23 protein-coding genes are annotated in these 26,400 nt (G+C 42.8%); 6 read left to right on the forward strand and 17 right to left on the reverse strand.

Going from position 1 to position 26,400, the window contains the following annotated elements; all coding sequences use genetic code 11:
- Positions 1–6: 6 nt before the first annotated feature.
- The 5 genes from DDR33_RS12115 to mgrA form a co-directional block, all read right to left on the reverse strand.
- Positions 7–1,224: an efflux RND transporter periplasmic adaptor subunit gene (locus DDR33_RS12115; protein WP_238387780.1), complete on the reverse strand. Its 1,218-nt coding sequence runs from the start codon at positions 1,222–1,224 to the stop codon at positions 7–9.
- A 124-nt stretch (positions 1,225–1,348) separates the two neighbouring features.
- Positions 1,349–1,945, reverse strand: a complete 597-nt coding sequence (locus tag DDR33_RS12120) for a TetR/AcrR family transcriptional regulator (protein WP_109416060.1) — start codon at positions 1,943–1,945, stop codon at positions 1,349–1,351.
- A gap of 246 nt (positions 1,946–2,191) precedes the next feature.
- Positions 2,192–2,899, reverse strand: a complete 708-nt coding sequence (locus DDR33_RS12125; RefSeq protein WP_109416189.1) for an LrgB family protein — start codon at positions 2,897–2,899, stop codon at positions 2,192–2,194.
- Positions 2,896–3,234 (reverse strand): CidA/LrgA family protein, encoded by a 339-nt coding sequence (locus tag DDR33_RS12130; RefSeq protein WP_109416061.1) that lies wholly within the window; start codon positions 3,232–3,234, stop codon positions 2,896–2,898. Before DDR33_RS12130 ends, DDR33_RS12125 begins: the two co-directional genes overlap by 4 nt.
- A 273-nt stretch (positions 3,235–3,507) precedes the next feature.
- A complete protein-coding gene (gene mgrA / locus DDR33_RS12135) occupies positions 3,508–4,539 on the reverse strand; it encodes an L-glyceraldehyde 3-phosphate reductase (protein WP_109416062.1) in 1,032 nt (343 codons plus the stop codon).
- Between the two features lie 182 nt (positions 4,540–4,721).
- Between mgrA and DDR33_RS12140 the strand changes: the two genes are divergently transcribed.
- Complete coding sequence (locus DDR33_RS12140; protein WP_109416063.1) at positions 4,722–5,609, forward strand: SDR family oxidoreductase; 888 nt, start codon at positions 4,722–4,724, stop codon at positions 5,607–5,609.
- 14 nt (positions 5,610–5,623) lie between these two features.
- Here DDR33_RS12140 and DDR33_RS12145 read toward each other — a convergent pair whose 3' ends face one another.
- On the reverse strand, positions 5,624–6,589 hold the full coding sequence (locus DDR33_RS12145; RefSeq protein WP_109416064.1) for an SMP-30/gluconolactonase/LRE family protein: 966 nt from the start codon (positions 6,587–6,589) through the stop codon (positions 5,624–5,626).
- A 153-nt stretch (positions 6,590–6,742) separates the two neighbouring features.
- Here DDR33_RS12145 and DDR33_RS12150 point away from each other — a divergent pair, with 153 nt between their 5' ends.
- Entirely contained in the window at positions 6,743–9,760 is a 3,018-nt protein-coding gene (locus tag DDR33_RS12150) for a DUF2723 domain-containing protein (protein WP_238387781.1), read from the forward strand.
- A gap of 1 nt (position 9,761) precedes the next feature.
- On the opposite strand, the gene DDR33_RS12155 is transcribed toward DDR33_RS12150, so the two are convergent.
- Positions 9,762–10,142 carry a response regulator gene (locus DDR33_RS12155; RefSeq protein ID WP_238387782.1) on the reverse strand — a complete coding sequence of 127 codons (381 nt, stop codon included), beginning with the start codon at positions 10,140–10,142 and terminating at the stop codon, positions 9,762–9,764.
- Between the two features lie 50 nt (positions 10,143–10,192).
- A complete protein-coding gene (gene surE / locus DDR33_RS12160) occupies positions 10,193–10,945 on the reverse strand; it encodes a 5'/3'-nucleotidase SurE (RefSeq protein WP_109416065.1) in 753 nt (250 codons plus the stop codon).
- A 74-nt stretch (positions 10,946–11,019) separates the two neighbouring features.
- On the opposite strand from surE, the gene DDR33_RS12165 reads away from it, so the two are divergent.
- Entirely contained in the window at positions 11,020–11,916 is an 897-nt protein-coding gene (locus tag DDR33_RS12165) for a diacylglycerol/lipid kinase family protein (RefSeq protein WP_109416066.1), read from the forward strand.
- Here DDR33_RS12165 and DDR33_RS12170 read toward each other — a convergent pair.
- On the reverse strand, positions 11,913–12,692 hold the full coding sequence (locus DDR33_RS12170) for a DUF2231 domain-containing protein (protein ID WP_109416067.1): 780 nt from the start codon (positions 12,690–12,692) through the stop codon (positions 11,913–11,915). The two genes, DDR33_RS12165 and DDR33_RS12170, sit on opposite strands and share 4 nt — an antisense overlap.
- Positions 12,693–12,827: 135 nt before the next feature.
- Between DDR33_RS12170 and glgX the strand changes: the two genes are divergently transcribed.
- A complete protein-coding gene (gene glgX / locus DDR33_RS12175; protein ID WP_109416068.1) occupies positions 12,828–14,864 on the forward strand; it encodes a glycogen debranching protein GlgX in 2,037 nt (678 codons plus the stop codon).
- Between the two features lie 28 nt (positions 14,865–14,892).
- Here glgX and DDR33_RS12180 read toward each other — a convergent pair whose 3' ends face one another.
- From DDR33_RS12180 to DDR33_RS12200, 5 genes are all read right to left on the reverse strand, one after another.
- On the reverse strand, positions 14,893–15,807 hold the full coding sequence (locus DDR33_RS12180) for a pirin family protein (RefSeq protein WP_109416069.1): 915 nt from the start codon (positions 15,805–15,807) through the stop codon (positions 14,893–14,895).
- A gap of 113 nt (positions 15,808–15,920) precedes the next feature.
- Positions 15,921–16,541 carry a hypothetical protein gene (locus DDR33_RS12185; RefSeq protein ID WP_109416070.1) on the reverse strand — a complete coding sequence of 207 codons (621 nt, stop codon included), beginning with the start codon at positions 16,539–16,541 and terminating at the stop codon, positions 15,921–15,923.
- 74 nt (positions 16,542–16,615) lie between these two features.
- Complete coding sequence (locus DDR33_RS12190) at positions 16,616–17,980, reverse strand: dihydrolipoamide acetyltransferase family protein (RefSeq protein ID WP_109416071.1); 1,365 nt, start codon at positions 17,978–17,980, stop codon at positions 16,616–16,618.
- Between the two features lie 44 nt (positions 17,981–18,024).
- Positions 18,025–19,272 (reverse strand): competence/damage-inducible protein A, encoded by a 1,248-nt coding sequence (locus DDR33_RS12195; protein WP_109416072.1) that lies wholly within the window; start codon positions 19,270–19,272, stop codon positions 18,025–18,027.
- 10 nt (positions 19,273–19,282) lie between these two features.
- Complete coding sequence (locus tag DDR33_RS12200; protein ID WP_238387783.1) at positions 19,283–21,937, reverse strand: putative LPS assembly protein LptD; 2,655 nt, start codon at positions 21,935–21,937, stop codon at positions 19,283–19,285.
- Positions 21,938–22,011: 74 nt separating this feature from the next.
- Here DDR33_RS12200 and DDR33_RS12205 point away from each other — a divergent pair, with 74 nt between their 5' ends.
- Positions 22,012–22,821: an N-acetylmuramoyl-L-alanine amidase family protein gene (locus tag DDR33_RS12205; RefSeq protein WP_109416074.1), complete on the forward strand. Its 810-nt coding sequence runs from the start codon at positions 22,012–22,014 to the stop codon at positions 22,819–22,821.
- A 108-nt stretch (positions 22,822–22,929) separates the two neighbouring features.
- Positions 22,930–23,874, forward strand: a complete 945-nt coding sequence (locus DDR33_RS12210) for an MlaD family protein (RefSeq protein ID WP_109416075.1) — start codon at positions 22,930–22,932, stop codon at positions 23,872–23,874.
- A gap of 98 nt (positions 23,875–23,972) precedes the next feature.
- Here the strand turns inward: DDR33_RS12210 and DDR33_RS12215 are convergent, their stop codons facing one another.
- The 3 genes from DDR33_RS12215 to DDR33_RS12225 are packed head-to-tail and all read right to left on the reverse strand — an operon-like array spanning position 23,973 to position 26,272.
- Positions 23,973–24,884: a ribonuclease Z gene (locus DDR33_RS12215; protein ID WP_109416076.1), complete on the reverse strand. Its 912-nt coding sequence runs from the start codon at positions 24,882–24,884 to the stop codon at positions 23,973–23,975.
- Positions 24,885–24,900: 16 nt separating this feature from the next.
- Positions 24,901–25,278 carry an STAS domain-containing protein gene (locus DDR33_RS12220; RefSeq protein WP_109416077.1) on the reverse strand — a complete coding sequence of 126 codons (378 nt, stop codon included), beginning with the start codon at positions 25,276–25,278 and terminating at the stop codon, positions 24,901–24,903.
- A gap of 46 nt (positions 25,279–25,324) precedes the next feature.
- Entirely contained in the window at positions 25,325–26,272 is a 948-nt protein-coding gene (locus DDR33_RS12225) for a phosphoribosylaminoimidazolesuccinocarboxamide synthase (RefSeq protein WP_109416078.1), read from the reverse strand.
- Between the last annotated feature and the right edge of the window lie 128 nt (positions 26,273–26,400).

The following is a 26,400-nucleotide window of genomic DNA, read 5'->3' on the forward strand; positions in this document are numbered from 1 at the left end:
TTCTATTTAATTGAGTGCTGTAAGTTTGCGGTCTTCCGGTTTCAAAGGTTCCGGCTTTATTACCTGGTCTTCCTGAAGATGTTCAATTCCTTTGTAAACAATTTTATCTCCCGATTTCAGGCCCTCGCTGATAATGTAGTTTGGACCACTTTTACCAATTACGGAGATCGGCTTTTTATTTACCTTATTGCTGTCACCCAAAGCGTAAACAAAAATCTTGTCCTGTATTTCGATCGTTGCAGATTGAGGGACAATTAGTGCATTACTATGCTGCAAAGCTAACTTTACCCGTCCGGTATTTCCAGCACGCAGTAACCCCTCTTTATTAGGAAAACTTGCCCGCAGGGTGATTGCGCCTGTATTTTTATCAAATTGACCATCAACCATATCTACCTTCCCTTCAAATGGGTAAGTACTTTGGTCGGATAAAATCAGACTAACTGGCGGCATGTTGTTTAACTTCTGTTTTAAAGTAGCACCGGGGTATTGTGCCTTGAACGTAACAAAGTCACTTTCGCCGATAGAAAAGTATGCGTGCATTTCGTGTACATCGGATAGTTGTGTAAGCGGTTGCATATCGGAAGGACTAAGTAAACTTCCCTGCTTTTTTTGTAAGCGGCCTATATAACCACTCACCGGAGCTGTAATAACTGTATATCCCAGATTTATCTTCGCAGCAGCAACGTTTGCTTTCGCCTGTTCTAGATTTCCTAAAGCCACGCGGTAAGCCGCACGGGCGGATTTAATCTGAAAATCTGATACGACATGGTTCTCTACTAGTGGCTTTAGTTTTTCTACCTCCAGTTGTGCGTTCTCTACTGCCCCCTCTGCCGCATTGAGACTAGCTCTGGAAGCATTCAACTGCTCCCGATACGGCCTGTCATTTATTTTAAAGAGAGCCTGCCCCTTTTGAACGAATGCACCCTCATCCACTAAAACCTGATCAAGGATACCCTCAACCTGCGGACGGATCTCTATATTAACAATTCCATCAATAGAGGCTGGATACTCCTGATAAGTCACTTCCGAACCCTGCTTAATTTCCCACACAGGTAAAGACGGCGGAGGAGCTGCGCCCATTTGAGCATTTTGATCAGAGGAACACCCGAATAAAAATAACACCATGACAAAAATGGCGGCCTTCATAACATCATTAAAGTGTTTAACAGCGTTAGATAGTGTAGGGTAGGATTGCAGATAGACATAAAATCGATGCGTTTTCATTTTCTATTATGTAATTGTGGTAAGAATATTTAATGAATGTGAGCTCTCCCTATCGGAGAAATTTTAAAGGACAGCTTAACAGCGTTAAATTATTTACGACTCTTATAAGACGTATAAATTTTTTTTAGCTCTTAAGCGAAAGAGTGATCCCGCGGATCGCCTCTGTTAAAATATGCTGGTTGTCTTTATCACAAACTCCCCGGTTAACGAGATTAATTGAAATAAGACCATGTATGATAGACCAGAAAGTATAATACTTTCTGCAAACTTCTTCATCTGAAGGATCCTGCCCCTTCATAACTTCACGGATTACAGAACACACCATTCGGAATGCCTCCTCTCCTTCTTTGGATTTATTGAGGGCACAACAGGAGGTACCCACTCCAAACATTAATTGATAGAATTCTCTCTCTTCAAAAGCAAAATCCCAATAAGCAAGCCACATTGCTTCCAACTGTTTCTCAGGCTTTGACCTGGAATCTTTTGCCTCCCGCATTCTTCTCAAAAGCAGCATATTTCCTCTTCTTGAGAGCTCAAGTAAAATTGCTTCCTTATTTGCAAAATACTCATAGATCATGGGAGCAGTATACTCTATCTTGTCTGCAATCTTTCTCATGCTCAACGCCTGCCACCCTTCCTCCTTCACTATCTCTAGGGACGCGTCCAGGATGTTAATCCGGTTTTCGTCTTTTAAGCGTTGTATTCTCTCTTTGCTTCCCATCAGTTTACCTGATAATCTATTTAACAGTGTTAAACAAACATAGAAATAACTTTCCAGGTAAATGTCTTTTTTTTGTCAACTCTAAAACATTCTGATTTAAAGACTTTTAAATCAATCAACCACGAGGTTATATACAAAAATAAGCACTAAAGATAAACGTTCAAAGGTGTGAATGCGCCATTTTGAAGGGCGTGTTACGGCAATTTTTAAGGATAAGTGAGCTTTTTTTCGGAATTTTCAAAGACTTCAAAATTTTATCCACAAGCTCATTATTTCGATAATATAAGGCGTAAGAATAGCGGTAAAGATGCCATTTACAATCAATCCCAGGCTTGAGAAAGCTCCGAAAGTGGGACTTATTTCCATTGACTTAGAAGTTCCGACAGCATGGGCTGCGGTGCCCATAGACAAGCCCTGAGATACTGGGTTATGTACTTTGATCCATTTCATAATGGCGTATCCATATATAGACCCAAAGATTCCGACTGTTATCACAACCGAAGCTGTAAGCGGAGGAATTCCTCCTATGGCTTTCGATACTTCTATGGCAATCGGAGTAGTAACAGATTTTGGCGCTAATGAAAAGACTATTTCTTTCGGAGCCCCAAGCAGCTTCGCTATAAGAACTACGCTGACAATGCCAGCTATACAGCCCGCCAGTTCAGACACAACAATATGAAGTGTCTGCTTTCTGATCTTTTCCAATTGCTGGTACAAGGGTACACCAAGTGCCACTACAGCAGGCTTCAGAAAGAACTCAATAAGCTTGCTTCCCTCATGATAAACCTCGTACTTAATATGGAATATGGATAGAAAAACAATAATAATGATTATCGATACCAGGATTGGATTCAGAATGATCAGTTTGGTCCTCTTCTGTATCTCCTGCGCTACATAATAGCAGAAGAAAGTAAAGGAGATGATGAAGATGGGATTTTGAAGAAAGGTACTCATAACTTTTTCCTGATTATTTGGTGCACCCACCCTGTTACGGCTAAAATAATGATCGTGCTTCCAATGGAAGCAACAATAATGGGTAAAAGCGAATCCTTCAGAATATCAAGATAAAGCATAATTGCTACTCCGGATGGAACAAAGAACAGGGCGAGGTTTTTAGCCAGAAAATCGGATATGCCCTTCACGGATTTTAATTTAATCCATCCCAACTTCAGAAAGACGGTCAGGAGGATCATACCTATAATACTGGAGGGCAATTTAAGCCCGGTCATGCTTACGGCAAATTCACCGAGGGCAAGACAACCAAAAACAATTACACACTGCTTTATCATCTCATTGATACTGAAAATAACAGAGCTGTTAATGAACAGCTTACACTAAGCGAAACGTTTAGAAATCTTCACTCATCGTGATGTCCTGCAAAACTACTGCTGGAAAAGGAGAAAATGAACGATAAGATACATAAAAATATCTGATACTTGTCAGGAATATCATAAGGTGTAATTAATAGCAGTGGCCCTGTTTTTTCAAAACAGGGCCACTGCTATTATAAATTTTCACTTTTCATTCAGGATAGCTAAGTTACAGTCCGGAATCCTTAATGCTTATTTAAGTTCAGCCGATCTGGCCCATATGTTAACAGAAGCGTCTTTGGCATATTGGTCAATTTCAGCAAGTTCGGCCTTAGAGAAAGTAAGGTTTTCCAGCGCCCTTACAGAGTCGGTCACTTGTTCAGGTTTGCTTGCGCCTATAAGCGCCGATGTTATCCGTTCACCTCTCAAGACCCACGCTATCGCCATTTGAGCAAGGGTCTGCCCCCTGTGCTGTGCAATAGCATTCAATGCACGGATATTGCTGAGATTCTCTTCACTCAGAAAAGCAGGGTTCAGCGATTTTCCCTTTGTTGCCCGGCTATCTTCTGGAATCTCCTTCAGGTATTTATCCGTTAGCATGCCCTGTGCCAGGGGCGAAAAAACGATGGATCCGACACCAAGTTCTTCAAGAGTATCAGCAAGGCCATCCTCTTCAATCCACCTGTTCAGCATCGAATAACTCGGCTGATGTATCAGGCAGGGTGTTCCGAGCTCCTTCAATATCTTGACAGCCTCGCGGGTTCGCTGAGAATTGTAAGAAGATATTCCTATATATAAAGCCCTTCCGGAGCGGACGATATGATCCAGTGCCATCATCGTTTCTTCCAAAGGAGTCTCCGGATCAAAACGATGCGAGTAGAAGATATCGACATAGTCAAGTCCCATTCTTTTCAAACTCTGATCACAGCTTGCAATCAGATATTTCCGGCTGCCCCACTCGCCGTAAGGCCCTTCCCACATATTGTATCCGGCTTTTGATGATATAATCAGCTGATCTCTGCAGCCTGCAAAATCTTCCCGCAAAATCCTTCCAAATGCCAGTTCTGCGCTTCCGGGAGGAGGCCCATAATTATTGGCAAGATCAAAGTGTGTAATCCCTGAATCGAAAGCAGTCCGGCAAATAGCCTGCTTTGTCCTATGAGATGTATCATCTCCGAAATTGTGCCAGAGTCCCAGAGAAATAGCCGGAAGCTTCAATCCACTTTTACCACAGCGGTTATACTTCATTTTTTCGTAACGTTGAGGATCGGGTATCCAGTTCATCCGCAATAAGATTTTAAATTATTTTTTCAAAGATAGCCTTTCATATAAATAACTAAGCAGATTCCTTGTTTTAGATAAGTAGCAATCTGTTAGAAATACGTGATTGTTTGGATGAGCCCAGGAAAGCTAAACATCATGGATAATTATCCGTTATTCATCTATCTATCTGTAAAAAATAAGCTATGAACATCTCACCAAACACTAATTCAGAAGATCCAACGGAAAAGTATCCATCGTCGCAGCCTTCACAACATCAGTCACGGGTTCCGGGAATAACGTCCGAAATGAACCCTAAACCCGACCACGGAGAAGAAACATACAAAGGGACAGGGAAGCTGAAAGGAAAAAAAGCCATTATAACAGGCGGCGATTCAGGCATAGGCCGTGCCGTTGCTATTGCATTCGCACGGGAAGGAGCAGATATTCTGATATCCTATCTGGATGAGGATCAGGATGCAGAGGATACCGCTGCCCTAATTGAAGCATCAGGCCGGAGAGCGATACTCGTTCGGGGCGATATTGGAAATGAAGATCATTGTATTCAGATTGTCGAAAAGGCTGTTAATGAATTCGGACAAATAGATATACTCGTGAATAACGCAGCTTATCAGATGGCCAGAAACTCCCTTCAGGAAATTAGCAGCGAAGAGTGGGATTATACTTTCCGAACCAATATTTACTCGATGTTTTACCTGTGCAAAGCATCAGAGCCTTATATGAATCCGGGCAGTTCCATTATTAATACCACTTCTGTCAACGCTTATAATCCCAAACCCATTCTGGTACCATACGCAGCCACTAAGGGAGCTATTCAAAACTTCACCGCCAGTCTTGCCCAGTTGCTTGGGGAGAAAGGTATCCGGGTTAATTGTGTTGCTCCCGGTCCTATCTGGACACCTCTTATTCCAGCCACGATGCCCGACGTCGAATCATTTGGAACCGATGTGCCACTTCAGAGGGCTGGCCAGCCGGTAGAACTTTCTGCAGTCTATGTGATGCTGGCCTCTTCGGAGGCAAGCTATATCTCAGGAGCAACAATCCCGGTGACAGGAGGAAAACCCACAATCTGATCAGGGCTGAACGCCTATTCAGATACGCCCCGTACCTGCATTTTTATCTTGTACAGGCTCTCGGTGGCCGTAATAAAGAGCCAGTCTTTATTGCGGCCGCCGAAACAAACATTTGCTGTCCATTTCGATGGTACCGGAATATGTTTTATCCTGATACCGGACGAATTATAAACGGTCACGCCATTTCCGGAAAGATAGATATTTCCAAAGTTATCCAGCGTCATCCCGTCTGATCCCTGCTCTATCAGAAGCTTTTTATCTCTTACTGAGCCGTCGGCGGCTAAAGTATACCGGTACGTCTTTCCTGCTTCTATGTCTGCCACATATAAGTACTTTCCATCCGGTGTACCAACAATTCCATTGGGACGTTTCAGGCTGTCATCTATACTTTGGGGCAATTCCCCCTTTCTTAATATATATACCCCCTGATGCGCGAGTTCCGGCGACTTCCTCGTCCAATAAGATCTCTGATAATACGGATCTGTGAAATACATCACCCCTTTTTTATTTACCCATACATCATTAGGACCATTCAGCTTCCGGTTCTGATACTGATCAACAAGAACTTTAACATGACCATCCGGTGAAAGAGCCCAAAGTTGATTATGCTCATCTGCACAGGCTATCAGTTTGCCACCAGGCGCAAAATACATTCCGTTTGCCCTTCCGGCATTCTCCTTAAAAAGCGTCAGCTTGCCGCTAATATCATACTTCCATATCTTGTTATTGGGCTGATCGGTAAAAAACACATTTCCATCTTTATCCGATGCCGGCCCCTCTGTAAAACTGAAGGAATTTGATATCAGCTCCAGCTCAGCTCCGTTAGCAACCGGAAAAGATTGATCTGTCTGCTTCTGCTTTTTAACGCTACCGCAGGACAGCAAAACAACAGAGAGACAAACACTTAGAGCCAACTTCTTCAACACCTGTATATTTTTACTATTTCGGCTTCCGCCCGTTCCTGACCAGTCAATTTGCATTTGAGAATAAGTTTTGTAAAATTATCGAATATAAAATCTTAATTTAGAAAATAAAACAAACCGGCATGAATTTCAGGAAATTACTTCTTGATTATATTTCTAAAACCATTCTTTCATTATTCAAAACCACTCCTTTAAAAACTCTCTGCAAGTATGAAAAAGTTCAGCATTCTTAATATTCTTTTCGGATGGATTTGCTTCTTGACTGCACTTACGGTGTACATGTTAACACTACAACCAACTGTTAGCTTCTGGGATTGCGGAGAATTCATTTCAACTGCCTTCCATATACAGGTAGGGCACCAGCCAGGTGCACCTTTATTCCTGATGATCGGCAAAATATTCACTCTTCTCGCAGCTGAGAAAAATCAGGTGGCCTTCTGGATGAACACCGGTTCGGCTGTAGCAAGTGCAGGCACTATTATGTTTTTATTCTGGACCATCACTGCGCTCGCGCGGAAAGCGGCCGACGAAACTAAGCTCAGTTCTTTTAAGCAACAGCTGATCGTTTTAAGTGCCGGCCTTACAGGTGCACTTGCCTATACATTCTCTGATTCTTTTTGGTTTTCTGCTGTTGAAGCAGAAGTGTATTCTCTCTCATCTTTATGCACAGCCGTAACATTCTGGGCCATCCTGCGCTGGGAGGCAGAAGCAAATGAAGCAACAGCTTCAAGATGGCTGCTGTTTATTGCTTATCTTACAGGACTATCTTTAGGTATTCATTTGCTCACTCTCCTTACTATACCTGCGATTGCAGTCCTTTATTATTTTAAAAAGAATACCCGTCACACTACAGGAAGAATGCTTCTGGCTCTTCTGGCGGGATGTGCAGTACTCGGATTTATACAATTCGTAGTTGTCCAGTACATGGTCCTCATCGCATCTAAATTTGAATTATTCTTCGTCAATTCACTTGGCCTGATGTTTGGATCCGGCGCTATATTCTTTGGCGCCGTCATTGTGGCCTCACTTGCAGGCGGCATAATCTATTCTCTTAAGAAAAACAAACCGGGGCTGAACCTCGCTTTGCTTTCCATCAGTTTTATTCTGATCGGGTATAGCTCGTATGCCTTGCTCATTATCAGGGCGAGTGCAAAAACGTCCATTAACATCAGCAATCCGGATAATGCCTTTTCATTGTTAGGATATCTCAGCCGTGAACAATATGGCGATACACCCTTATTTTATGGACCTTACTTTGACTCTCAGGTCTCCGGCACTACCGAAAAAGGCAAACTATATAGAAAAGGGGATGATAAGTATGAAATAGCCGGAAGCAGGAATACCGAATTATATGACCGCACTACTATTTTCCCCCGTATTTATAGTCAGCGGCCAGATTATATACCTGCATACAGAAGATGGCTGGGTCTTTCCGAAAATGAAAAAGCGACCTTTACCGAAAACCTGAAATTTTTCTTTTCATACCAGACCGGATTTATGTATATGCGATATTTCCTCTGGAACTTCGCCGGAAAACAAAATGACAACCAGGGTTACGGCGAAAGAACCAACGGCAACTGGCTAAGCGGCATCAAGCCACTGGACCAGATGCATCTGGGTTCTCAGGATCAATTACCCTTGAGTATAACCCAAAACAAAGGATACAACCGTTTTTTTGCGCTGCCTTTGATAATCGGTTTAATTGGTTTGCTGTTTCATTTCAAAAAGCGGCGAAGTGACGCTATAGTGATCACTATCTTATTCTTTTTTACGGGTCTTGCCATTATTCTCTATCTGAACCAGGGTCCCCAGGAAGTGAGAGAACGCGATTATGCCTATGTCGGCTCTTTTTATGCATTCGCAATCTGGATCGGCATGGGAGTTCCCGGACTCATCAATCTATTCAAACGTATTGCAGGTGAAAATCTCAGCATATCACTTTCTGTAGCCGGATGTTTGCTTGCTGCCCCTGTTATTATGGCAACAGAAGGCTGGGATGACCATAACCGCTCAGACAACTACATTGCACATGATATGGCTGTAAATTATCTTCAGTCCTGCGCTCCTAATGCCATCCTTTTTACCAATGCAGACAATGATACTTACCCCCTATGGTACGTGCAGGAAGTTGAAGGCGTTCGTCCTGATGTGAGGATCGTTAATTTACAATTGATATATGATGATTCCTATATCGATCAGTTAAAGAAAAAATTACATTCCTCCGCCCCTCTTCCCCTTACCATGGCGAAAGACAAGTACAGAAAAGGTACCCGCGATTTTATCCCTTTTGCTGATTATGGCCTCAGTGACTCCGTAGAGTTAAAAGATCTCTTTGATGTTCTCATTTCCGACAATGAAAACGACAAGGTTGAAATGCAGGATGGGTCTCGTATGAATTTTTTACCAACTAAAAAGTTCAGGATAACTGTCGACAAAAAGCAGATTGTAAAAACAGGAACAGTTAATCAATCAGAGCTGTCAAACGTCGCAGATAAAATGGAATGGACATTCCCTGGCAGTTACCTAACAAGGGCAGATCTCGCCCTGATCGATATCCTGGCACACAATAACTGGAAGCGACCAGTGTATTTTGCTACTTCGTTGCCCGATGACAGCTATTTCGGTCTCGACCGCTATCTTTACCTTGAAGGATACGCATACCGTCTGCTGCCTTTTAATGGAGGTCAGAATAATCAGCGTAATAAGCCGGAAAACATAAACGCAGCAGCTTTATATAGCAATATCATCAGTAAGTTTAAACTGGATTCATTTAAGAAAGCCTCCTATCTTGACCCCGAATCTAAACGTGTCTCCAGGAACACATGGGATACCATGAACACACTTGCAGCAAACCTGATTGCCGATGGGAAACAGGAAATGGCCAGAAAAGTGATGGCGAAAGCGCTTAAAGTATTACCACAGAAAGATTCTGACCTGATCGATACAGCGAATAAAATTCAAACAGCATTGAATCTTTATAATCTGAAAGAGCCGGTAAAAGCGAACCAAATAATCCTGTCTGCCACCAACTTTATTCATGCAGAATTGAAATATTACAGCAGCTTGAATACACAAGATCAAAGATATTCAGCAGGGGCAGTTCAATACGCTTTTTCGGTGCTGGAAAATTTTAGGAAAATAGCTGAAGAAAATGATCAAAGAGCAGTCGACCAGGCTATCAGGCGGATATACTCGGGTATGGACGGAAAGTTCGCCGGAATAATTTAGTTCAGGCGGCCCTATGGAGATGGGTGTCTATTTTTGACAACAGGTAATGTATATCAAAAGGCTTGGCAACAAAATCATTGGGAGCTCCCGGATCCTTTAGAATATCTTCCAATCCGTGAGTAGCCGAGATAAGAATGACAGGGATATCATGCGTATTTTTATCATATTTAATTGCGTGACAGATATCCCTGCCATCCAGGTCATCCAGCATTACATCAAGCAATATCAGGTCAGGATGCGTTTCTGCGATAGTTTCAAAAATAGAATTACCATCCGACAGAGTGACGACCTCGTATCCTTCAAACGATAAAATCTCATTTAATGCGTCAAGTATCGCAGGATTATCGTCCACTGCAAGTATTCTTTTCGTTATCTCCTTCATATTTAATATAAAACCAATAACATGCCAATAGTAAAGCTACATGAGAAATACTATTTTGCAATCGGATATTCCGTGCCCTCCTTCTCAAGCATGCTCTTCAGTTCTTCTTCATTAGTGAGATCAAGACGGAGGGGAGTGATGGAAACATAGTCGTTTTCCACGGCCCATCTGTCAGTCCCCTCATCTGCAGGTTCCAGGGGTGTTACAGTGAACCAATAATGCTTTCTTCCAAGAGGATCCGTTCCGGGAACAATTGTTCCGTCGTACAGGCGGACGGACTGCCTGGTCCATCGCATTCCTTTAGGTTTCTCAGGAAAATTCACGTTAAACAAAGAAAGCCCCGGACGATCCAGCAGAAGTTCCAACGATTCTTCTACAAACGGAGCGAGGGCCTCGAAGTCTGGTTCTGTTTTACCCACAGGAGTACTCAGAGCGATTCCTTTTATCCCGAGCAATACAGCTTGCTTGGCAGCAGCCAGTGTACCCGAATGCCACATGCCGTTTCCCAGATTAGGCCCCATATTGATCCCGGAAAGTACGACATCCGTTTTAGTCCATAAATGAGTTCCTAAAGCAACACAGTCTGCGGGTGTACCATTTACCCTGTACGCTTCTATTCCTTCAAATTCAATAGGCGATTTTTTATAGCTCAGCGGTCGTGAATGAGTAACTGCATGTCCCATGGAAGATTGTTCAACATCCGGTGCTACTACGCGAACCTCTCCGAATTTCAGGGCAACTTTAGCTAAAGCCGCTATTCCCGGGCTATAAATACCATCGTCATTTGTAATCAGAATTCTCATAAGTAAAAATTATTGATCTTTAATGCCAACCAAAAAATCACTACTATGTTTTAAGTAAAACACTTCAGAACTTGATGAAAACCGCGACACTCCTTCACAATCCCGGGGCGGGAGACGAAGACCATGACAAAGACGCCCTGCTAAGAATGATTGAATCGGAAGGATACATTTGCCATTATGTTCCCGTAAAAGAAAATGGTATGGACTCTCTTGGTGAAGGTACCGACTTCATTATCATTGCCGGCGGAGACGGAACCGTCAGAAAAGTCGCAAAACAACTCCTTCTCAATAAGACCAGCCTGTTCCATATTCCTTTAACTATTTTACCAATGGGAACAGCCAATAACATCGCCAGAAACCTCGGTTATTCAGTGAATATCAGCGATGTCATAAAATCATGGGCAGAAATGCATGTGCAGAGCATTGATGTTTGGAATATAGATAATCTTCCAGGAGCACGCTTCTTTGCCGAGGGCTTCGGATTCGGAGTTTTTCCGGAGCTAATGAAGCAAATGGAAGAGCATCAGGGAGAAGAAGATAAAAGTCCTGAAGAGGAATTAAAAATCGCTTTAAACAAGCTGACCTCCATTACTGCCGGTTTTGAAGCAATACACTGTCAGATCATAGCCGACGGAAAGGATTATTCAGGAGAGTATATCTTAGTTGAAGCAATGAATATTGGCTCCATAGGCCCTAATCTCCACCTGGCATCGGTTGCTAATCCTGCCGACGAAACACTAGAGCTGGTATTGCTCAAAAAAGAGCAGCAACAAACCTTTGAAAATTACCTGAAGAGAAAGATTAACGGATCACTCATCCCCTACAACGCGGAGATAATAAAGGCTAAAAAGCTGGAACTCCAATGGCATGGAGAGCTTGTTCATGTTGATGACGAACTGATCAGGCTAAAAGAGCCAAAAACAATTACTGTTTCAATTGAAGGCAGAAAGCTGAATTTTATGGTTCCTTAAACTTTAATATAGAGCTTACCTTCTTTTTCCATAACTGTATAGGTATTGATCTTTTCTTTTGCGGGTCCCGCTTTTACAGAACCATCGTTAACACAGAACTGAGATCCGTGCCAGGGGCACTGAACTGTTTTACAGATAAGTACCCCCGCTGCCAGTGAGCCGCCTTTATGGCTGCAACGATCGTCAAACGCTACATATTCGCCTTCTGTTTTCCCTAAAACAATCCGCTTCTTCCCTGCCAGGATCAATTTCATCTGGTCATTTTTCAGTTCGTTTACATCACCCGCTTCTACAATACCGCCCTTAATAACAGCATAAGCTTCCTGATATTTGCCACTGTCTGCATACCGGTTAAAAACCCCGATTTGGTTTCTGTGCACCAGGGTTCCTCCCATCCAGCCGGCAACCACCAGCATAACCATTCCAACACTTTCCAGCACAATGACCCATAACGAAATTTCATCTGCTCTGATCAGGAATGCGGTTATGAAAACCAAAAGCATTCCTGTATTGATAATACCATGTTTTGCGGCTCTTTTTTTAGCTGAGCTATCAGGCGGAACAGTATACCTGAAATCTACAATACCCGGTACTGCGGCGATCAAAGCAGAAATAATTCCGGCAGCCTCCATATACCCCGCAGCGTGCCATAAATCATCTTTTCCAGTAAAAAATGATAATACCCCAAAAAGAAAGGTACCAGTCAAAAATGCTGTCGGAAAAGGGATAAGCATGGGATGTATAGGATGAGTCTTGATATGTGCTTTGCTTCTCATTTTTAAGAATCTGGTACATAATAACACCAGATGCCTGACCAAAGTTTAGTTATTAGTCCTCTCACACCATATATATGGTGTAAAACAGACACATTATTGCAGAAAATACGTTAATTATTATTTATTTGCATTGAAATGAAATTATGGTATTCACAGGAAGGAGCTCCTCATCCCCTAGGTATCTCGTTTATACCTGAAGAGGATGCATACAATTTTGCAATCTATTCTAAACACGCATCTTCTGTAACTCTTCTTTTATATAAGGAAAACGAATACAAGGTTCCGGTTGTGACAGTCCGGCTTGATCCGTTTAGAAACAAATCTCAACGAATCTGGCACTACAGGATCAAAAGATCTGAACTAAAAGGTGCGGCATTCTACGGATATCGTATTGAAGGCCCTCTCGGTAACGGACCGGATTATCTGCACCAGTTTGACCCTCAGAAAATATTACTTGACCCATATGCAAGGGAAGTAATCTTCCCTCCTGAGTTTAGCAGGGACGCGGCAGAACAATCAGGATCTAATGATGGAAAGGCTCCTTTAGGAATGATCAGCAGCGAAGAAGATTTTGACTGGCAGGGCGACAAACCGGTTAGGCACGAGCACGATCTGGTCATCTACGAGATGCATGTTAAGGGCTTTACCCGGAATCCGAATTCCGATGTTTCTTCCGAAAAAAGAGGAACGTACGCAGGAGTAATTGAGAAAATCCCTTACCTGAAGGAATTGGGCGTAACAGCCGTCGAACTGATGCCTGTTCATCAGTTCGACCCAACAGAAAAAAACTACTGGGGATATATGTCCCTTAACTTTTTTGCTCCGCATCATTCGTATACTTCCGACAACAGTCCGGGCGGCGCCATCAGAGAATTCAAGACAATGGTCCGCGAGCTTCATAAAGCAGGTCTGGAAGTCATACTCGATGTTGTATTTAATCATACTTCCGAAGGGGATATGGCCGGGCCTACCTACTCTTTTAAAGGTATAGACAATAGTACCTACTATTTGATGGAAGATCACCTCGGTAATCCATACGTCAATTACAGTGGCACCGGCAATACCCTCCGTACTGATCATCCTGCCGTCCAGCAGCTTATCATGGACAGCCTGCGTTATTGGGTAAAAGAAATGCATGTAGATGGCTTCAGGTTTGATCTGGCTTCCGTGTTCAGCCGGAAATCAGATGGCAGCATCGGCTCCTCTCCCATCTTCGACCAGATCGCAGCAGAGCCCTACCTGGCTGATGTCCGGTTGATTGCAGAACCATGGGACGCAGGCGGACTATACCAGCTTGGCAGGGCTTTTCCTGGGGTAAGCTGGTACCAGTGGAACGGGGGGTTCAGAGACGACATCAGGCGGTTTGTACGCAGTGATCCTGATTTCGCAGGTAAGGCAATTCAAAGGGTCTACGGCAGCGATGATCTGTTTCCTGACGATCCTTACAATGCCTATCACCCGTATCAGAGTATTAACTATCTTACCTCCCACGATGGCTTTACCCTGTATGATCAGGTATCTTATAACAATAAACATAACTTCTCGAATGGGCAGAACAACCAGGATGGGCATGAACACAACTATAGCTGGAATTGCGGGTGGGAAGGAGATGGAATTGTCCCGCCTCCGATAATGAAGCTTCGAAAACGCCAGGCAAGAAATTTCATGACTTTGCTGATGCTCTCAAACGGAACTCCAATGATCCTTTCCGGCGACGAGTTTCTGAATACTCAAAAGGGAAATAACAATCCTTATAATCAGGATAATGAGACTACCTGGATCGACTGGAGCCGGAAGGAGCTTATGAATGAGCATTTTGAGTTTGTCAAACAGCTGATTTCATTCCGGAAGCAGCGCAAGTCAGTTTCCCGCAGTCGTTTCTGGCGCGAAGATGTAAAGTGGTATGGGTGTAATGGTCAGATAGGCTTCGATAAAGAATTAAGATGTTTTGCATGGCATCTCTCAGGCAGATCATTTAACGAACCCGATTTGTATGTGATGGTAAATTCGCATTGGGAAAAGCAGAAATTTAGTTTCATGGAGCCCGGCCCCTGGAAGAGGATCATCGATACTGCAGCAGAAAATGGAAAGGCTTTTTTAAAAGAACCCCAATCTAACCCCAAGCCATACTACGTATTGGAATCAAGGTCAATAGCTGTCTTTGAAAAATAGATCCTCAAAACGCCGGAGATACCGGCGTTTACGATAAAATTTCCGGGGACGGGCCTCCCCGCGTTTTAAACCGGTCTTCGGGGAGGGGGATAAATTCATGGTTGTCATTTGGCGGCAGTAGGATCCGTCCCTCTTTCCAGTCGGCTTTTGCCTGCTCAATTCTCTCCTTTCTCGAGGAAACAAAGTTCCACCAGATATAACGCTCTCCCAGAGGCTCACCTCCCAGCAGCATCAGAGTAGATGCTTCTGTTGCAATGATAACCGGATCCGCTCCTTTTTTGAATACGAGCATCTGCCCGGCATTATAAAGCTGGCCGGAAATCGCGATTACTCCTTTTGCTATATATATACCTCTTTCAGCATGGCCTCCCGGCAGTCCGAACCTGGCCCCTTTATCCAATTCAACATGAATATAGAAAAGCGGAGAATGGGTTTTAACCGAATTTTTCAAACCGTAAGCATCGCCGGCTATCAGACGCATCCATACCCCCTTTTCTGTAAACACAGGAAGAACCTCCGGCTTGTAATTATCAAATGAAGGCGCTGATTCTTCATCTTTCTCTGGTAATGCCACCCACGTCTGGATCATCTCAAGAGAACTGCCTGCAAGAACGGAAGGGTCCTCAAAACGCTCCGAGTGTGAAATCCCGCTTCCTGCGGTCATCCAGTTCACTTCACCCGGGCGGATAATCTGATTCACCCCCAGACTGTCCCGGTGCGTCACCTGCCCTTCAAGCAAATAGCTAGCTGTAGATAGTCCTATATGGGGATGTGGCAGTACATCAATTGACGCCGCAGCCTGTGGCTGCAAACTGACAGGACCTGCGTGATCCATAAATACAAATGGACCAACCATTCTCCTGAGCCTGAAAGGCAGGATCCGTTTTACATCCATTCCTGGCGCAATAGAAGCACGGCGCGCTTCAATGACGATATCTAGCATAGGCAGTATTCTCTAAATTTCTGACAATTCAGATACAAGGTAGTGAAATAAATATAAATTATTAAAAAGAAAGGCGCCTTCTGCGGCGCCTTAGATACTTGAAATAATTATTATTAACCTTTGTTATGATGTTTCCTATGTCCCGGGATCACCTTGCTGATACCGAATCCCAGGATCCAGGTATCATACGCTTTCCATTTAACATCATACGAAAGTTCTGCTCCGAACTCCCATCCCCCGGGGATATGAAGTCCGTATTCAAGCCCTGCTGTTGTAAGGAAATAATTTTCTCCTTTTGCTATTTCATCACCAGCGCCCAGCATAAAACTCAGATGCTTTCCGGGTTTGAACGAAGCAACCAGTTTTGTTGCAATAGGACGCTCCCGCTCCAAAGTCATGTTTTCCTCTTCTCCTGATTGCTTTTCCACTGTAAAGTCTTCCAGGATCAGATCATTGTGTAAGCCTAAAGACCATTTCGAATTAAAAAGATAATCATAGTTAAGAGCCCAGGAACCCATTACCAGCCACTTTTTCTCATCTTGTTCTATTCCCTCGTGCACATGCGCATGACCAATCCCCAATGTGATTTTATGAGCACCTTTTTCTTCATCTTCTTCATGTTTTCCCTCAACATGCTCCTGTGCAAACGTTCTTAAACAAGAAAGGACGGCAATTGATAGAGTCAAAACCGCTATCAGTGCTGTCCTTCTGATTTGATAGTATTCAATCTTCATTTTATAGTTTAATATTCCGGTGCAAACAAAAGGAATATCACGTTAAAATGAGATGATGAAGATCACAATTATGATTAAATATTGTAATTAACGTCCCATGCTTCCAGGTAGTCGGCCACCTTTTTTATAAACATTCCACCCAGCGCACCATCAACTACACGATGATCATACGACATAGAGAGGTACATTTTATGCCGGATAGCAATAACATCACCGAATTCCGTTTCTATAACAGCAGGTTTCTTTTGAATAGCCCCTACAGCAAGAATTGCAACCTGCGGCTGGTTAATGATCGGGACTCCCATGATATTTCCGAAAGAACCAATGTTAGTGAGCGTAAAAGTGCCATCCCGCACTTCATCAGGCTGAAGTCTGTTATTCCTGGATCTGGCAGCCAGATCATTCACAGCCCGCGTCAACCCTACAAGATTCAGCTGATCGGCGTTCTTTATTACCGGGACAATCAGGTTGCCGGATGGTAAAGCTGTCGCCATACCAATATTAATATCCCTGTGCTTAATAATCCTCGTACCATCAACGGATACATTGATCATCGGCATCTCTTTAATTGCCTTAGCTACTGCTTGTATAAATACAGGAGTAAATGTGATCTTTTCGCCCTCCCTCTTTTCAAATGATGATTTAATCCTCTCGCGCCATTTCACAATATTGGTAACATCCGCTTCAATGAACGACGTAACATGCGGCGATACCTGCTTGCTCATCACCATGTGTTCAGCAATGATCCTCCGCATCCGGTCCATTTCGATAATTTCATCAGTTCCGGAAACAGGCACCGAAGCAACCGGAGCCTGACGGCTAACTGACGCAGCCGGTTGCTCAAACGCAGGTGGATGATTGAAAGGCGTTACCGGTACCGGCTCTCGTTTAGGAGTCTCCGGAGATACAGCTTTCTTCCTGTTCTTTATGAAATCTAAAATATCTTGTTTAGTTACCCGGCCTTCCGCTCCTGTCCCGGGTATTTCATCGAGTTGTTCAGGAGTAATCCCCTCTTCAGCGGCAATACTCTTCACCAGTGGCGAATAGAACCGGTTGCCATCAGATGGTGCAGGACTTCTGAATGCGGAATTAAGATCCGGCTCCAGTGCTTCTACGCCCGGGATTTGTTCCGGCTGAGAAACCGGAAGATGGTCTTCAGAAGAAACTTCAGGAGATTGTATTTCGGCTTCCGCATCATCACCGGTTTCAATCAGGGCAATAACAGATCCAACCTGTGCAATATCGTCTGTATTAACTAGGTGTCTGACTAGTTTACCTGAAACAGGAGATGGAACTTCTGAGTCGACTTTATCAGTAGCTATTTCAACTACCGGTTCGTCTTCCTCGATGATGTCGCCCGGATTTTTTAACCATTTGATAATGGTAGCCTCCGCAACGCTTTCACCCATCTTTGGAAGTAATAATTCAAAGTGAGCCATACTATATAAATTGGTATCCCTGCAAAAATAAAGCTTTTTGCCACTTAACCGTGGTCTTCTCTTACTAATTTCAAAAGCATTATTAACGAATTGACCGCAGCTCTTTCTATATTCTGCTGCCTTCTCCCGGGAAACATAAATTTCCGCGTCTCGACTTTGTTCCTGCCGGCAACAGCAACCCATACTGTTCCCACTGGCTTATCAGGAGTACCTCCCCCGGGGCCTGCAATACCGCTTATAGCGATGGCATAATCCGAATGGTAATTGCCTAAAGCCCCCGCGGTCATCTCTCTTACGGTCTCTTCACTCACGGCACCAAATCTGGCAAGAGTTTCATCGGACACATTCAGCATAGTCTTTTTGAGGTCATTGGAATAGCTTATTGCCCCTCCCAGAAATACTTCACTCGATCCGGGGTGCTGAGTAATCAAATGAGACAGATATCCTCCTGTACAACTTTCTGCTACTGCCAGCGTTACTCCCATCTGTTGCATATAATCGAGAACAGCCTTCTCCAATGGTTTATCATCATGCACCACATCATACTCCTGGATAATACTTCTGATCCTTTCAGCATAACTCTCCACCTCTTGCCTCAGCTTCTCTTCATTCTCTCCGTATGCACTTAAGCGGAGGCGCACCTGGCCTAATTTGGGAAGATAAGCAAGTTTAATATAAGGGGGAAGATCATTTTCAACAGGGGCTATCGCTTCGGCCAAAAAAGACTCTCCTATTCCGGCTGTAAGTATATTGTAATGGACAATAGCTGAAAGCCTGAAGTGAGCCTTTACCCTCGGCAGCACTTCCTCTTCCACAAGATACATCATCTCAAAAGGAACACCCGGCATAGAAACATAAACCCTGGAGTTGTATTCAAACCACATGCCGGGGGCAGTGCCATTCTTATTTCGCAGCACCGTACAGTTCTCCGGAACATCAGCCTGCCGGATATTTACATCCAGAAGAGGTCTGTTGGAGGCGGCAAAGATTTTCTTTACATCCTCAAGCGCATCAGCATCACTTCTGAACCCAACTCCAAAATAATCCGCCAGGGTCTTCTTGGTAATATCATCTTTCGTTGGTCCCAGCCCTCCGGTAATAATAATGAGATCAGCTCTTTGTGAGGCCGCTTTTAAAGATTCCAGGATATGAGAACGTTCATCTGAAACGGATGTGATCTGTTTCACACGGATACCGTTTTCATTTAGTTTCTGCGCAATCCACGCGGAATTGGTATCCACTATCTGGCCGATCAGAATTTCATCGCCGATAGTTATTATTTCTGCTAACATGATTGAATATTTAATAAGAAGTGGAATACGGAGACAACATCGTACTTCTTCTGGTCAGCTTTAGATCTTGTAACACGGAAGCTCTAACCCTCAAATTGATATTATAACTCTTATATAATCCAAATGGTGTCCAGCCAACAGTGAAGTCCCAGCAATGGAGGTCCCGGCTTATGTTGAATTGTGTAGTGGCAATTTCCTTTTGCCGGAAATCATATCCGGAATTGAACGAAATTTTCCATTTCTGAGTCAGACTGAAGTCTCCGTTAAAATTTAAAGTATTCGAAATAGTGGATCTGATTCCATCATTAGAATAATTAAAGCTATAAGAAGCACTGAAGTTCCAGGGCACATTAAAATCCACATAATAATTGGGATTCATCAGAATGCTCCTGATATCCTGTTGCTGCGATGGCGTCAGATTGGGATCATCCTGTTTTTTTCGCAACTCTTCATTGCGCTTCTGGAGCGCCGATGAGTTAAAGCTAAAATCCGTCGAAAGACGAAGGTTCGTCAACCGGGCTAATTTCCCGTCTTCAAGCGTAAACTGATTTATGCGCGTAGCAGTTCCGTATTTTGAAATAGCTACCTTATAAGGATCAAACGTTCCCCCGAATGAAATTCCAATCTTCTGCTTAAACAAAGCCGTTCTGCCATCAAAGTTGATTGTGGACAACTTAAGAGAGTCCGCAGCGAAATTATAATTCCCGGAAAAGTTTAAACCTTGTATAATCGGCACATTTTGGGTCGCGGTACTGGTATCGCTCGTCGATTTCTTTTTTGCATCGATAGTATTCTGAAGGCTGAAATTAATAGACGCACTTCTGCCGCCACCACTGCCGGTCAAAAAACGGGAGTATTGCATCTGATTCGCATAGACAGTTCTGATAGAATCGGCAAACTGACTGTTTCCGGTAGGTAAATTTGTAATTGTATTATAAAAACCAAATCTTGAGCTTGTAAAGTCAGGACTGTAAGAGAAACCTACATTGGGCGTCATAACATGACGCAGAGCAACCAGATTTCCCTTCTTAAACTTAAAGATACCATACACCTTGGTTGAAAAACTCCCCCCCATAGAGTAGTTATAGATCCTCGCAAAGCCGTTGACAGTATCTGTTCTTACTGTTCCCAGATTTTGATCATATGTTTTATTAATCGTTTTAAGAACCCAGCTTTCATTATAATTTACGTTAGTACTAAACTGCAATACCTTCATCACATTTAAACTCATACTGATGGGAATGCTATGCTGGATATTAGTGGTATATTTCTTCAGGCCTTCTTTCTTAAACACCTGGTTCTCAAGACCGGAAAAAGAGTTATCCCCAGACATACTGTAATTCAGTGCAATCCTCTGATACCATTTTTGTTCGCCAGTACGGTTTTTAGAATCAAACGGATTAAACTGCTGCGCCAGTCCTAAGTTGAATGAAGGCAACGTTAACGAAACTGTCTTATTTGTTAAATCCTGGCTATGTCTCAATGAACTTGAAAAGCTGAAGAGTCCATCAAAAAGACTGGTAGAATAGTTGATACCGGAAGACATGGTGTTTTGCACCAGCGATCCATAGTTATATGTTCCCCCCGCCGCAGTATTTCTGTTGTAACCGCTTGTACCAAAATCCACATTAGCACTAAAATTAGATCCTGGCCTGGCCGCCTGGTCCTGCGAATGTGTCCAGGTTATTCTAAAATCTTTTGTAGCTGAGTTTTCCGGAGTACCTTCTATCGCGTTGGGATTTTTAGTAGACGCATAACGAAGATTCACACTCCCGTTATACTTATAATTCTTCTTATACCGCCCGATAACTCCTATATCATAAGACCCCTTTGAATAAAGCGTCCCCGTCACATCGGCATCCCAGTAATCATTAATACCGAAATACCATCCTATCCCCTGCATGTAAAATCCCCGGCTGGCATCGTCACCAAATGTAGGAAATCTGAATCCCGAGGATCGTTTATTCGTTTTTGGAAAAAAACCGAAAGGCAGATAAGCAAAATATATCGGGATGTGCTCAATCTCCAGGTAGGCAGATTTGGCCATTACCTGCTTCTCTGTTATAATTCCTTTGTGAATGTGGATACCAAAGTGAGTATAAGGCTCGGGCAGACTACAGGTACTATAGATCCCGTCTTTCAGAAATCCTTCATTAAATTCGTTTTTCTTAAACTGCCTCGCCTGGATATATCCCTCGTCTGCCGAGGTAGCAGTACCAAATGCCTTTCCTTTTTTGGTTTCGAAATTAAATATCAGCGAATCGGTATTAACAGGCGCATCCGAACCTTGTTTAAATATTGGCCTTCCCCTGTATATCTGATTTTTATCTTTCCTTCCGGCGGCAAAAAGCATCTTCGTTTTCTGCTCTATCCTGATATAGTCGGCGTCCAGTTCAAGCTCCTCATAATAGATCCTCGCCTTCCCGTACAAATAAATAGTACTTCCATCTACACTGAACTTTATTGAGTCTTCTGCCGTATACTTGATCTCAGAATTCAATCCGGTGGCTGTTTTCAATTTGACAGAATCAGTTTTTGCAGAATCTGTCGTTATAGAATCAGTACGTATCGTATCAGATACAGTAGTATTTACTCTCCGGGGCGCATTTTGAGCTTTAAGATTAAAGGCTACAAATAGTAGCGAAAAGATGAAAAGATGTCTCACAAAAAAGCTTCTGACGGATTTCAAAATTAAAGACGAATATTATTTTTGCAATGATACAATACGGCTCAAAATTAATGAAAATAATACCATTGAAAAGATTAGTTTCCGGATTACTCGCTCTATTTCTGTTTTTCCCATTTGTTTCATTTAGTAATAACTACAAAATACCGCCATATCGTATAAAGACGATTGTTATAGACGCCGGTCACGGCGGCAAAGACGGCGCAACACGTGGTCTGATAGCGAGGGAGAAGGACGTTGCGTTGCAGGTAGCACTTCGTCTGGGAAAAGCAATCTCTGAGGCTCTGCCCGAGGTTAAAGTGGTCTATACCCGTACAGAAGACGTTTTTATCCCTTTGTATGAGAGAATAGGATTGGCCAATAAATTAAAAGCCGATATGTTCATCTCCATACACTGTAATTCTATGCCGTCAAATATGCGAAACCGTACTGCATCAAAAGGCGTCGAAACTTTCGTATCAGGATTCGGAAGGCTTGACGAGCAGAATACAGCAATCAGGGAAAATGCATCCATCCTGCTGGAAAAAGATTACGAGGAAAATTACGAAGGCTATGATCCAAAGGATCCTGAAAGTATCATCATATTCTCACTGCTCAAAAACGCATACCGTGAACAGAGTATCCGCCTGGCAACGCTGATACAGAATGAATACATCTCCACTGGCAGAATTGACCGGGGAGTGAAAGAGCAAAGCCTCGCAGTTCTGGCAAAGGCCGGCATGCCGGCAGTCTTAACCGAGATAGGCTTTATCAGTAATCCGGAAGAGGAAGAATATATGGTTTCAGAAAATGGGCAGAACGAAATCGTAAGTTGTCTGTTAAAAGCAGTTCAGACATACAAAAAGCAAGTGGAAAAAGACTAATATTTATCGCTTTTGAAACCTTCAGGCTATGTTGGAGTTTATAATATTGAAATATATTTAGTTTTAAATAAACAGAGATAACTGAAAATATCAGTAAAGATTACTTCAATGAAGATTACGAACGAAACCAAGGTAGGTATACTCGCAGCAGTTGCTATTGCTGTTTTAATTTTGGGATACAGCTTTTTAAAAGGGAACGATGTTTTTTCACGGGAACAGGAATTGTATGCATCCTATGATAACGTCGAAGGTCTTTCAGTCTCAAACCCTGTTCTTGTAAACGGCTTTCAGATCGGCAGGGTTTCCAGCTTAAAGCTACAGGAAAGTGGCCGGATTGTCGCTCAGCTGAAAATTAACCCTGACTATGAAATTCCATCAAACACCATAGCGAGGCTTGAGAGCACGAGTCTGCTTGGAAGCAAAGCAATCGTGTTTGAGCTTGGTAATAGTAATAAATATGCGGAAAGCGGCGATACGCTTAATGCAAATGTGCAAAAAGACCTTCTTCAACAGGTAAAGCCGGTACAGCAGAAAGCAGAAGCAATGATAGGCCGGCTTGACTCTATTTTAACTTCTTTAAACAACACCATAAGCCCCGAATTCCAAAGGAACTTCAATAGCAGTTTTGCGAGTATTGCCAATATACTGCATACCCTTGAATCTACGACAAAAACTGTCGACGGGATGGTCGGAGCTCAGCAGAATCGTTTGACAACAATCTTCGCCAACATGGAGTCTATCTCAACAAATCTCCGTAACAATAATCAGAAGATTAGCGCCGTCATGACGAATCTTCAATCAGTTACCGATCAGTTTGCACGTGCGAACTTTGAACAGACCATGAAGAATGCGGATAAAGCGGTAGCCGATCTCCAGCAGGCAATAGATAAAGTAAACACAGGCCATGGTTCTTTAGGCAAACTGGTAAACGATGATCAGTTGTATAACAACCTCAATAACGCAGCAGAAAACCTGGATAAGTTAATGATAGATCTGAAAGCACACCCCAAACGTTATGTCAGCTTTTCAGTTTTCGGAGGTAAAAAAGACTAATACAGAGATTGAGAGCAGGGCTTAAATAAATAATATTTTAAGCCCTGCTCTCAATCGCATGGAGCAACGTTCAACCACCACCCCACAAAGTAATCTCTCTAAATATCAAAAGTGTGACCTTCCAGGGCAAGTCTGGAATTAGGGAAAATAGCCTTAGCCTCCTCCAAAAGAGGATCGAGCTCACGATAGCGGGCTGAGAAGTGTCCCAGCAGCAGCTGCTCTGCTCCTGCCTTCAATGCAACTTCAGCAGCCTGTAATGCAGTTGTATGATAAGTATCTTGAGCTCTCTGAAGCATATCATGCATAAATGTTGATTCGTGATAAAGGGTATTAACCCCTTTTATCTGATCGAGATAACACCAGTTACAGATAGTATCAGAACAATAAGCATAAGACCTGGGTTCATCAGGATCTGTAGTCAATTCAGACGCCGGGTAAACATTCCCTTGTTTATCCTTATAGTCAACACCTGCTTTAATAAGAGGTATCATATCCACAGGAATACCAATCGAATCAACTTTCTCCTTTATGACCTTTCGCAGACGCTTCTTCTGAGAGAACTTAAACCCGGTACAGGGGATTCGGTGTTCAAGAAGTATCGTTTCGACGATTATGTCATTATTCTCAAAAATAACTTCCGGAGTTTCGGTTTGAGTTGCCTGAAAAATAATTGGGTAACGTAATTCGGTCTGTGAGTATTTAAACTGGATTTCGAGAATCTCTTTCAGCTCAGGCGGACCAAAAATGCCTATTGGCTTAACCCGTCCGTTTAGGTGCAGAGACGAAAGTAAGCCTACCAGCCCGAGATAATGGTCGCCATGCAAATGGCTTATAAAAATATAATTTATCCTCTGAGCTTTTATACCATTCCGTAAAAGCTGCTGTTGAGTACCCTCACCACAATCAATAAGAAAAAGCCGCTCATTTACGTTCAGGATCTGAGCAGTTGGATTTCGGTTAAATATGGGCGTTGCAGAACTGCTTCCGAGAATAGTAACATCAAATCTCATTCATCCAATGCAGCGCTTACTCTGCCTCTCTTTTTAAATCCCGTTCAACCTCTTCCATAAAGATCAGATCTATTGCTTCTTCAACTGTCGGTGTTATATTCAATACGTTTTCTAATTGAGAAATAGTGATCAATCGTTCAAGGTTTTCACTCATGCCGGTAATAACAAAAGATCCGGAAGAATTTTTACACAAACGGTGCCCGACAAGCAAACTACTCAACCCCGACGAATCGGAATATTTAACTGAAGAGAGATCAAGGATAATATTACGCTTCCCTTCCGTATTGATCAGAATTAATTCCGACTTTAACTGTGGCGAAACAAGACTGTTTAATTTCGTCTCATCCAGCTTAAACAGCACATATTTCTCGTGTTTGTCAATAGTAAATTTCATATTTCTATGGTTTCTGGTACTTCGTATACAATATTATAAAATATTTTCAATTTAAACGATTGATGCTCTCCAGAATATTATCTTCTAAACGTTTGAAAACATTATTTGTGTTATCTTTTCTAAATTGCTCTCCGGTAATGTGTTCATACAGTTCTATATAGCGTTCAGAAATAGATGAAACCAGGTCCGCATCCATAACAGGAACCGACTGCCCTTCCTTCCCCTGGAATCCATTTTCAATCAGCCAACGTCTCAAAAACTCCTTAGATAACTGACGCTGAGGCTCCCCTTTTTCCTGAAGCTCTTCGTAGGTATCTAAATAAAAATACCGTGATGAATCCGGAGTATGTATTTCATCAATCAGATAAATCTTTCCTTCGGCCTTTCCAAACTCATATTTGGTATCCACGAGGATCAGGCCTCTTTCAGCTGCAATTTCTGTTCCCCTCTTATAGAGCAGGCGTGTATATTTTTCAAGTTGTACGTAGTCTTCTTCCGAAACAACCCCGCGCTCTAATATCTCTTCTCTGGAAATGTCTTCATCATGCCCTACAGCGGCTTTTGTTGTCGGCGTAATAATGGGCTCCGGTAATTTATCGTTTTCTTTTAAGCCTTCGGGAAGCTCTACACCACACAAGGTTCTCTTGCCTGCACTGTATTCACGCCAGGCATGTCCGGCCAGGTATCCCCGGATGACCATCTCAACCTTGAACGGCTCACAGATTTTACCAATAGTAACACTGGGATCCGGAACATCTATCACCCAATTAGGAACAATGTCCTGCGTAGCATGTAAAAATTTAGCAGCAATTTGGTTCAGTACCTGTCCTTTATAAGGAATAGCCTCCGGAAGGATTACATCAAATGCTGAAATCCGGTCACTTGCAATCATGACAAGATATTTATTGCCGATAGTATAAACGTCCCTGACCTTACCTCTGTAAAAACTTGTTTGACCCGGAAATTTAAAATTCGTTTCCTTAATTGCGCTCATAGCTGAATATGAATGATTGATTTAAAGCGTCAAAATTATCAATAAAATTCCGGATTACACCTACTATAACACGCGCTGGCAACATATAATAGCTATTTCCGCCTTCTACCACCATCCCCCTCTCCTCC

The organism is Pararcticibacter amylolyticus, assembly GCF_003130405.1.
GTDB lineage: Bacteria > Bacteroidota > Bacteroidia > Sphingobacteriales > Sphingobacteriaceae > Arcticibacter > Arcticibacter amylolyticus.

Coding starts and splice junctions, on each gene's coding strand:
- DDR33_RS12165 (WP_109416066.1), top strand. CDS start 11,020: ATGAAAACCGCGACACTCCTTCACAATCCCGGGGCGGGAGACGAAGAC.
- DDR33_RS12170 (WP_109416067.1), bottom strand. CDS start 12,692: ATGAGAAGCAAAGCACATATCAAGACTCATCCTATACATCCCATGCTT.
- DDR33_RS12195 (WP_109416072.1), bottom strand. CDS start 19,272: ATGTTAGCAGAAATAATAACTATCGGCGATGAAATTCTGATCGGCCAG.
- mgrA (WP_109416062.1), bottom strand. CDS start 4,539: ATGAACTGGATACCCGATCCTCAACGTTACGAAAAAATGAAGTATAAC.
- DDR33_RS12115 (WP_238387780.1), bottom strand. CDS start 1,224: ATGAAAACGCATCGATTTTATGTCTATCTGCAATCCTACCCTACACTA.
- glgX (WP_109416068.1), top strand. CDS start 12,828: ATGAAATTATGGTATTCACAGGAAGGAGCTCCTCATCCCCTAGGTATC.
- DDR33_RS12150 (WP_238387781.1), top strand. CDS start 6,743: ATGAAAAAGTTCAGCATTCTTAATATTCTTTTCGGATGGATTTGCTTC.
- DDR33_RS12140 (WP_109416063.1), top strand. CDS start 4,722: ATGAACATCTCACCAAACACTAATTCAGAAGATCCAACGGAAAAGTAT.
- DDR33_RS12215 (WP_109416076.1), bottom strand. CDS start 24,884: ATGAGATTTGATGTTACTATTCTCGGAAGCAGTTCTGCAACGCCCATA.
- DDR33_RS12220 (WP_109416077.1), bottom strand. CDS start 25,278: ATGAAATTTACTATTGACAAACACGAGAAATATGTGCTGTTTAAGCTG.
- surE (WP_109416065.1), bottom strand. CDS start 10,945: ATGAGAATTCTGATTACAAATGACGATGGTATTTATAGCCCGGGAATA.
- DDR33_RS12145 (WP_109416064.1), bottom strand. CDS start 6,589: ATGCAAATTGACTGGTCAGGAACGGGCGGAAGCCGAAATAGTAAAAAT.
- DDR33_RS12120 (WP_109416060.1), bottom strand. CDS start 1,945: ATGGGAAGCAAAGAGAGAATACAACGCTTAAAAGACGAAAACCGGATT.
- DDR33_RS12180 (WP_109416069.1), bottom strand. CDS start 15,807: ATGCTAGATATCGTCATTGAAGCGCGCCGTGCTTCTATTGCGCCAGGA.
- DDR33_RS12190 (WP_109416071.1), bottom strand. CDS start 17,980: ATGGCTCACTTTGAATTATTACTTCCAAAGATGGGTGAAAGCGTTGCG.
- DDR33_RS12210 (WP_109416075.1), top strand. CDS start 22,930: ATGAAGATTACGAACGAAACCAAGGTAGGTATACTCGCAGCAGTTGCT.
- DDR33_RS12185 (WP_109416070.1), bottom strand. CDS start 16,541: ATGAAGATTGAATACTATCAAATCAGAAGGACAGCACTGATAGCGGTT.
- DDR33_RS12125 (WP_109416189.1), bottom strand. CDS start 2,899: ATGAGTACCTTTCTTCAAAATCCCATCTTCATCATCTCCTTTACTTTC.
- DDR33_RS12225 (WP_109416078.1), bottom strand. CDS start 26,272: ATGAGCGCAATTAAGGAAACGAATTTTAAATTTCCGGGTCAAACAAGT.
- DDR33_RS12205 (WP_109416074.1), top strand. CDS start 22,012: ATGAAAATAATACCATTGAAAAGATTAGTTTCCGGATTACTCGCTCTA.
- DDR33_RS12130 (WP_109416061.1), bottom strand. CDS start 3,234: ATGATAAAGCAGTGTGTAATTGTTTTTGGTTGTCTTGCCCTCGGTGAA.
- DDR33_RS12155 (WP_238387782.1), bottom strand. CDS start 10,142: ATGAAGGAGATAACGAAAAGAATACTTGCAGTGGACGATAATCCTGCG.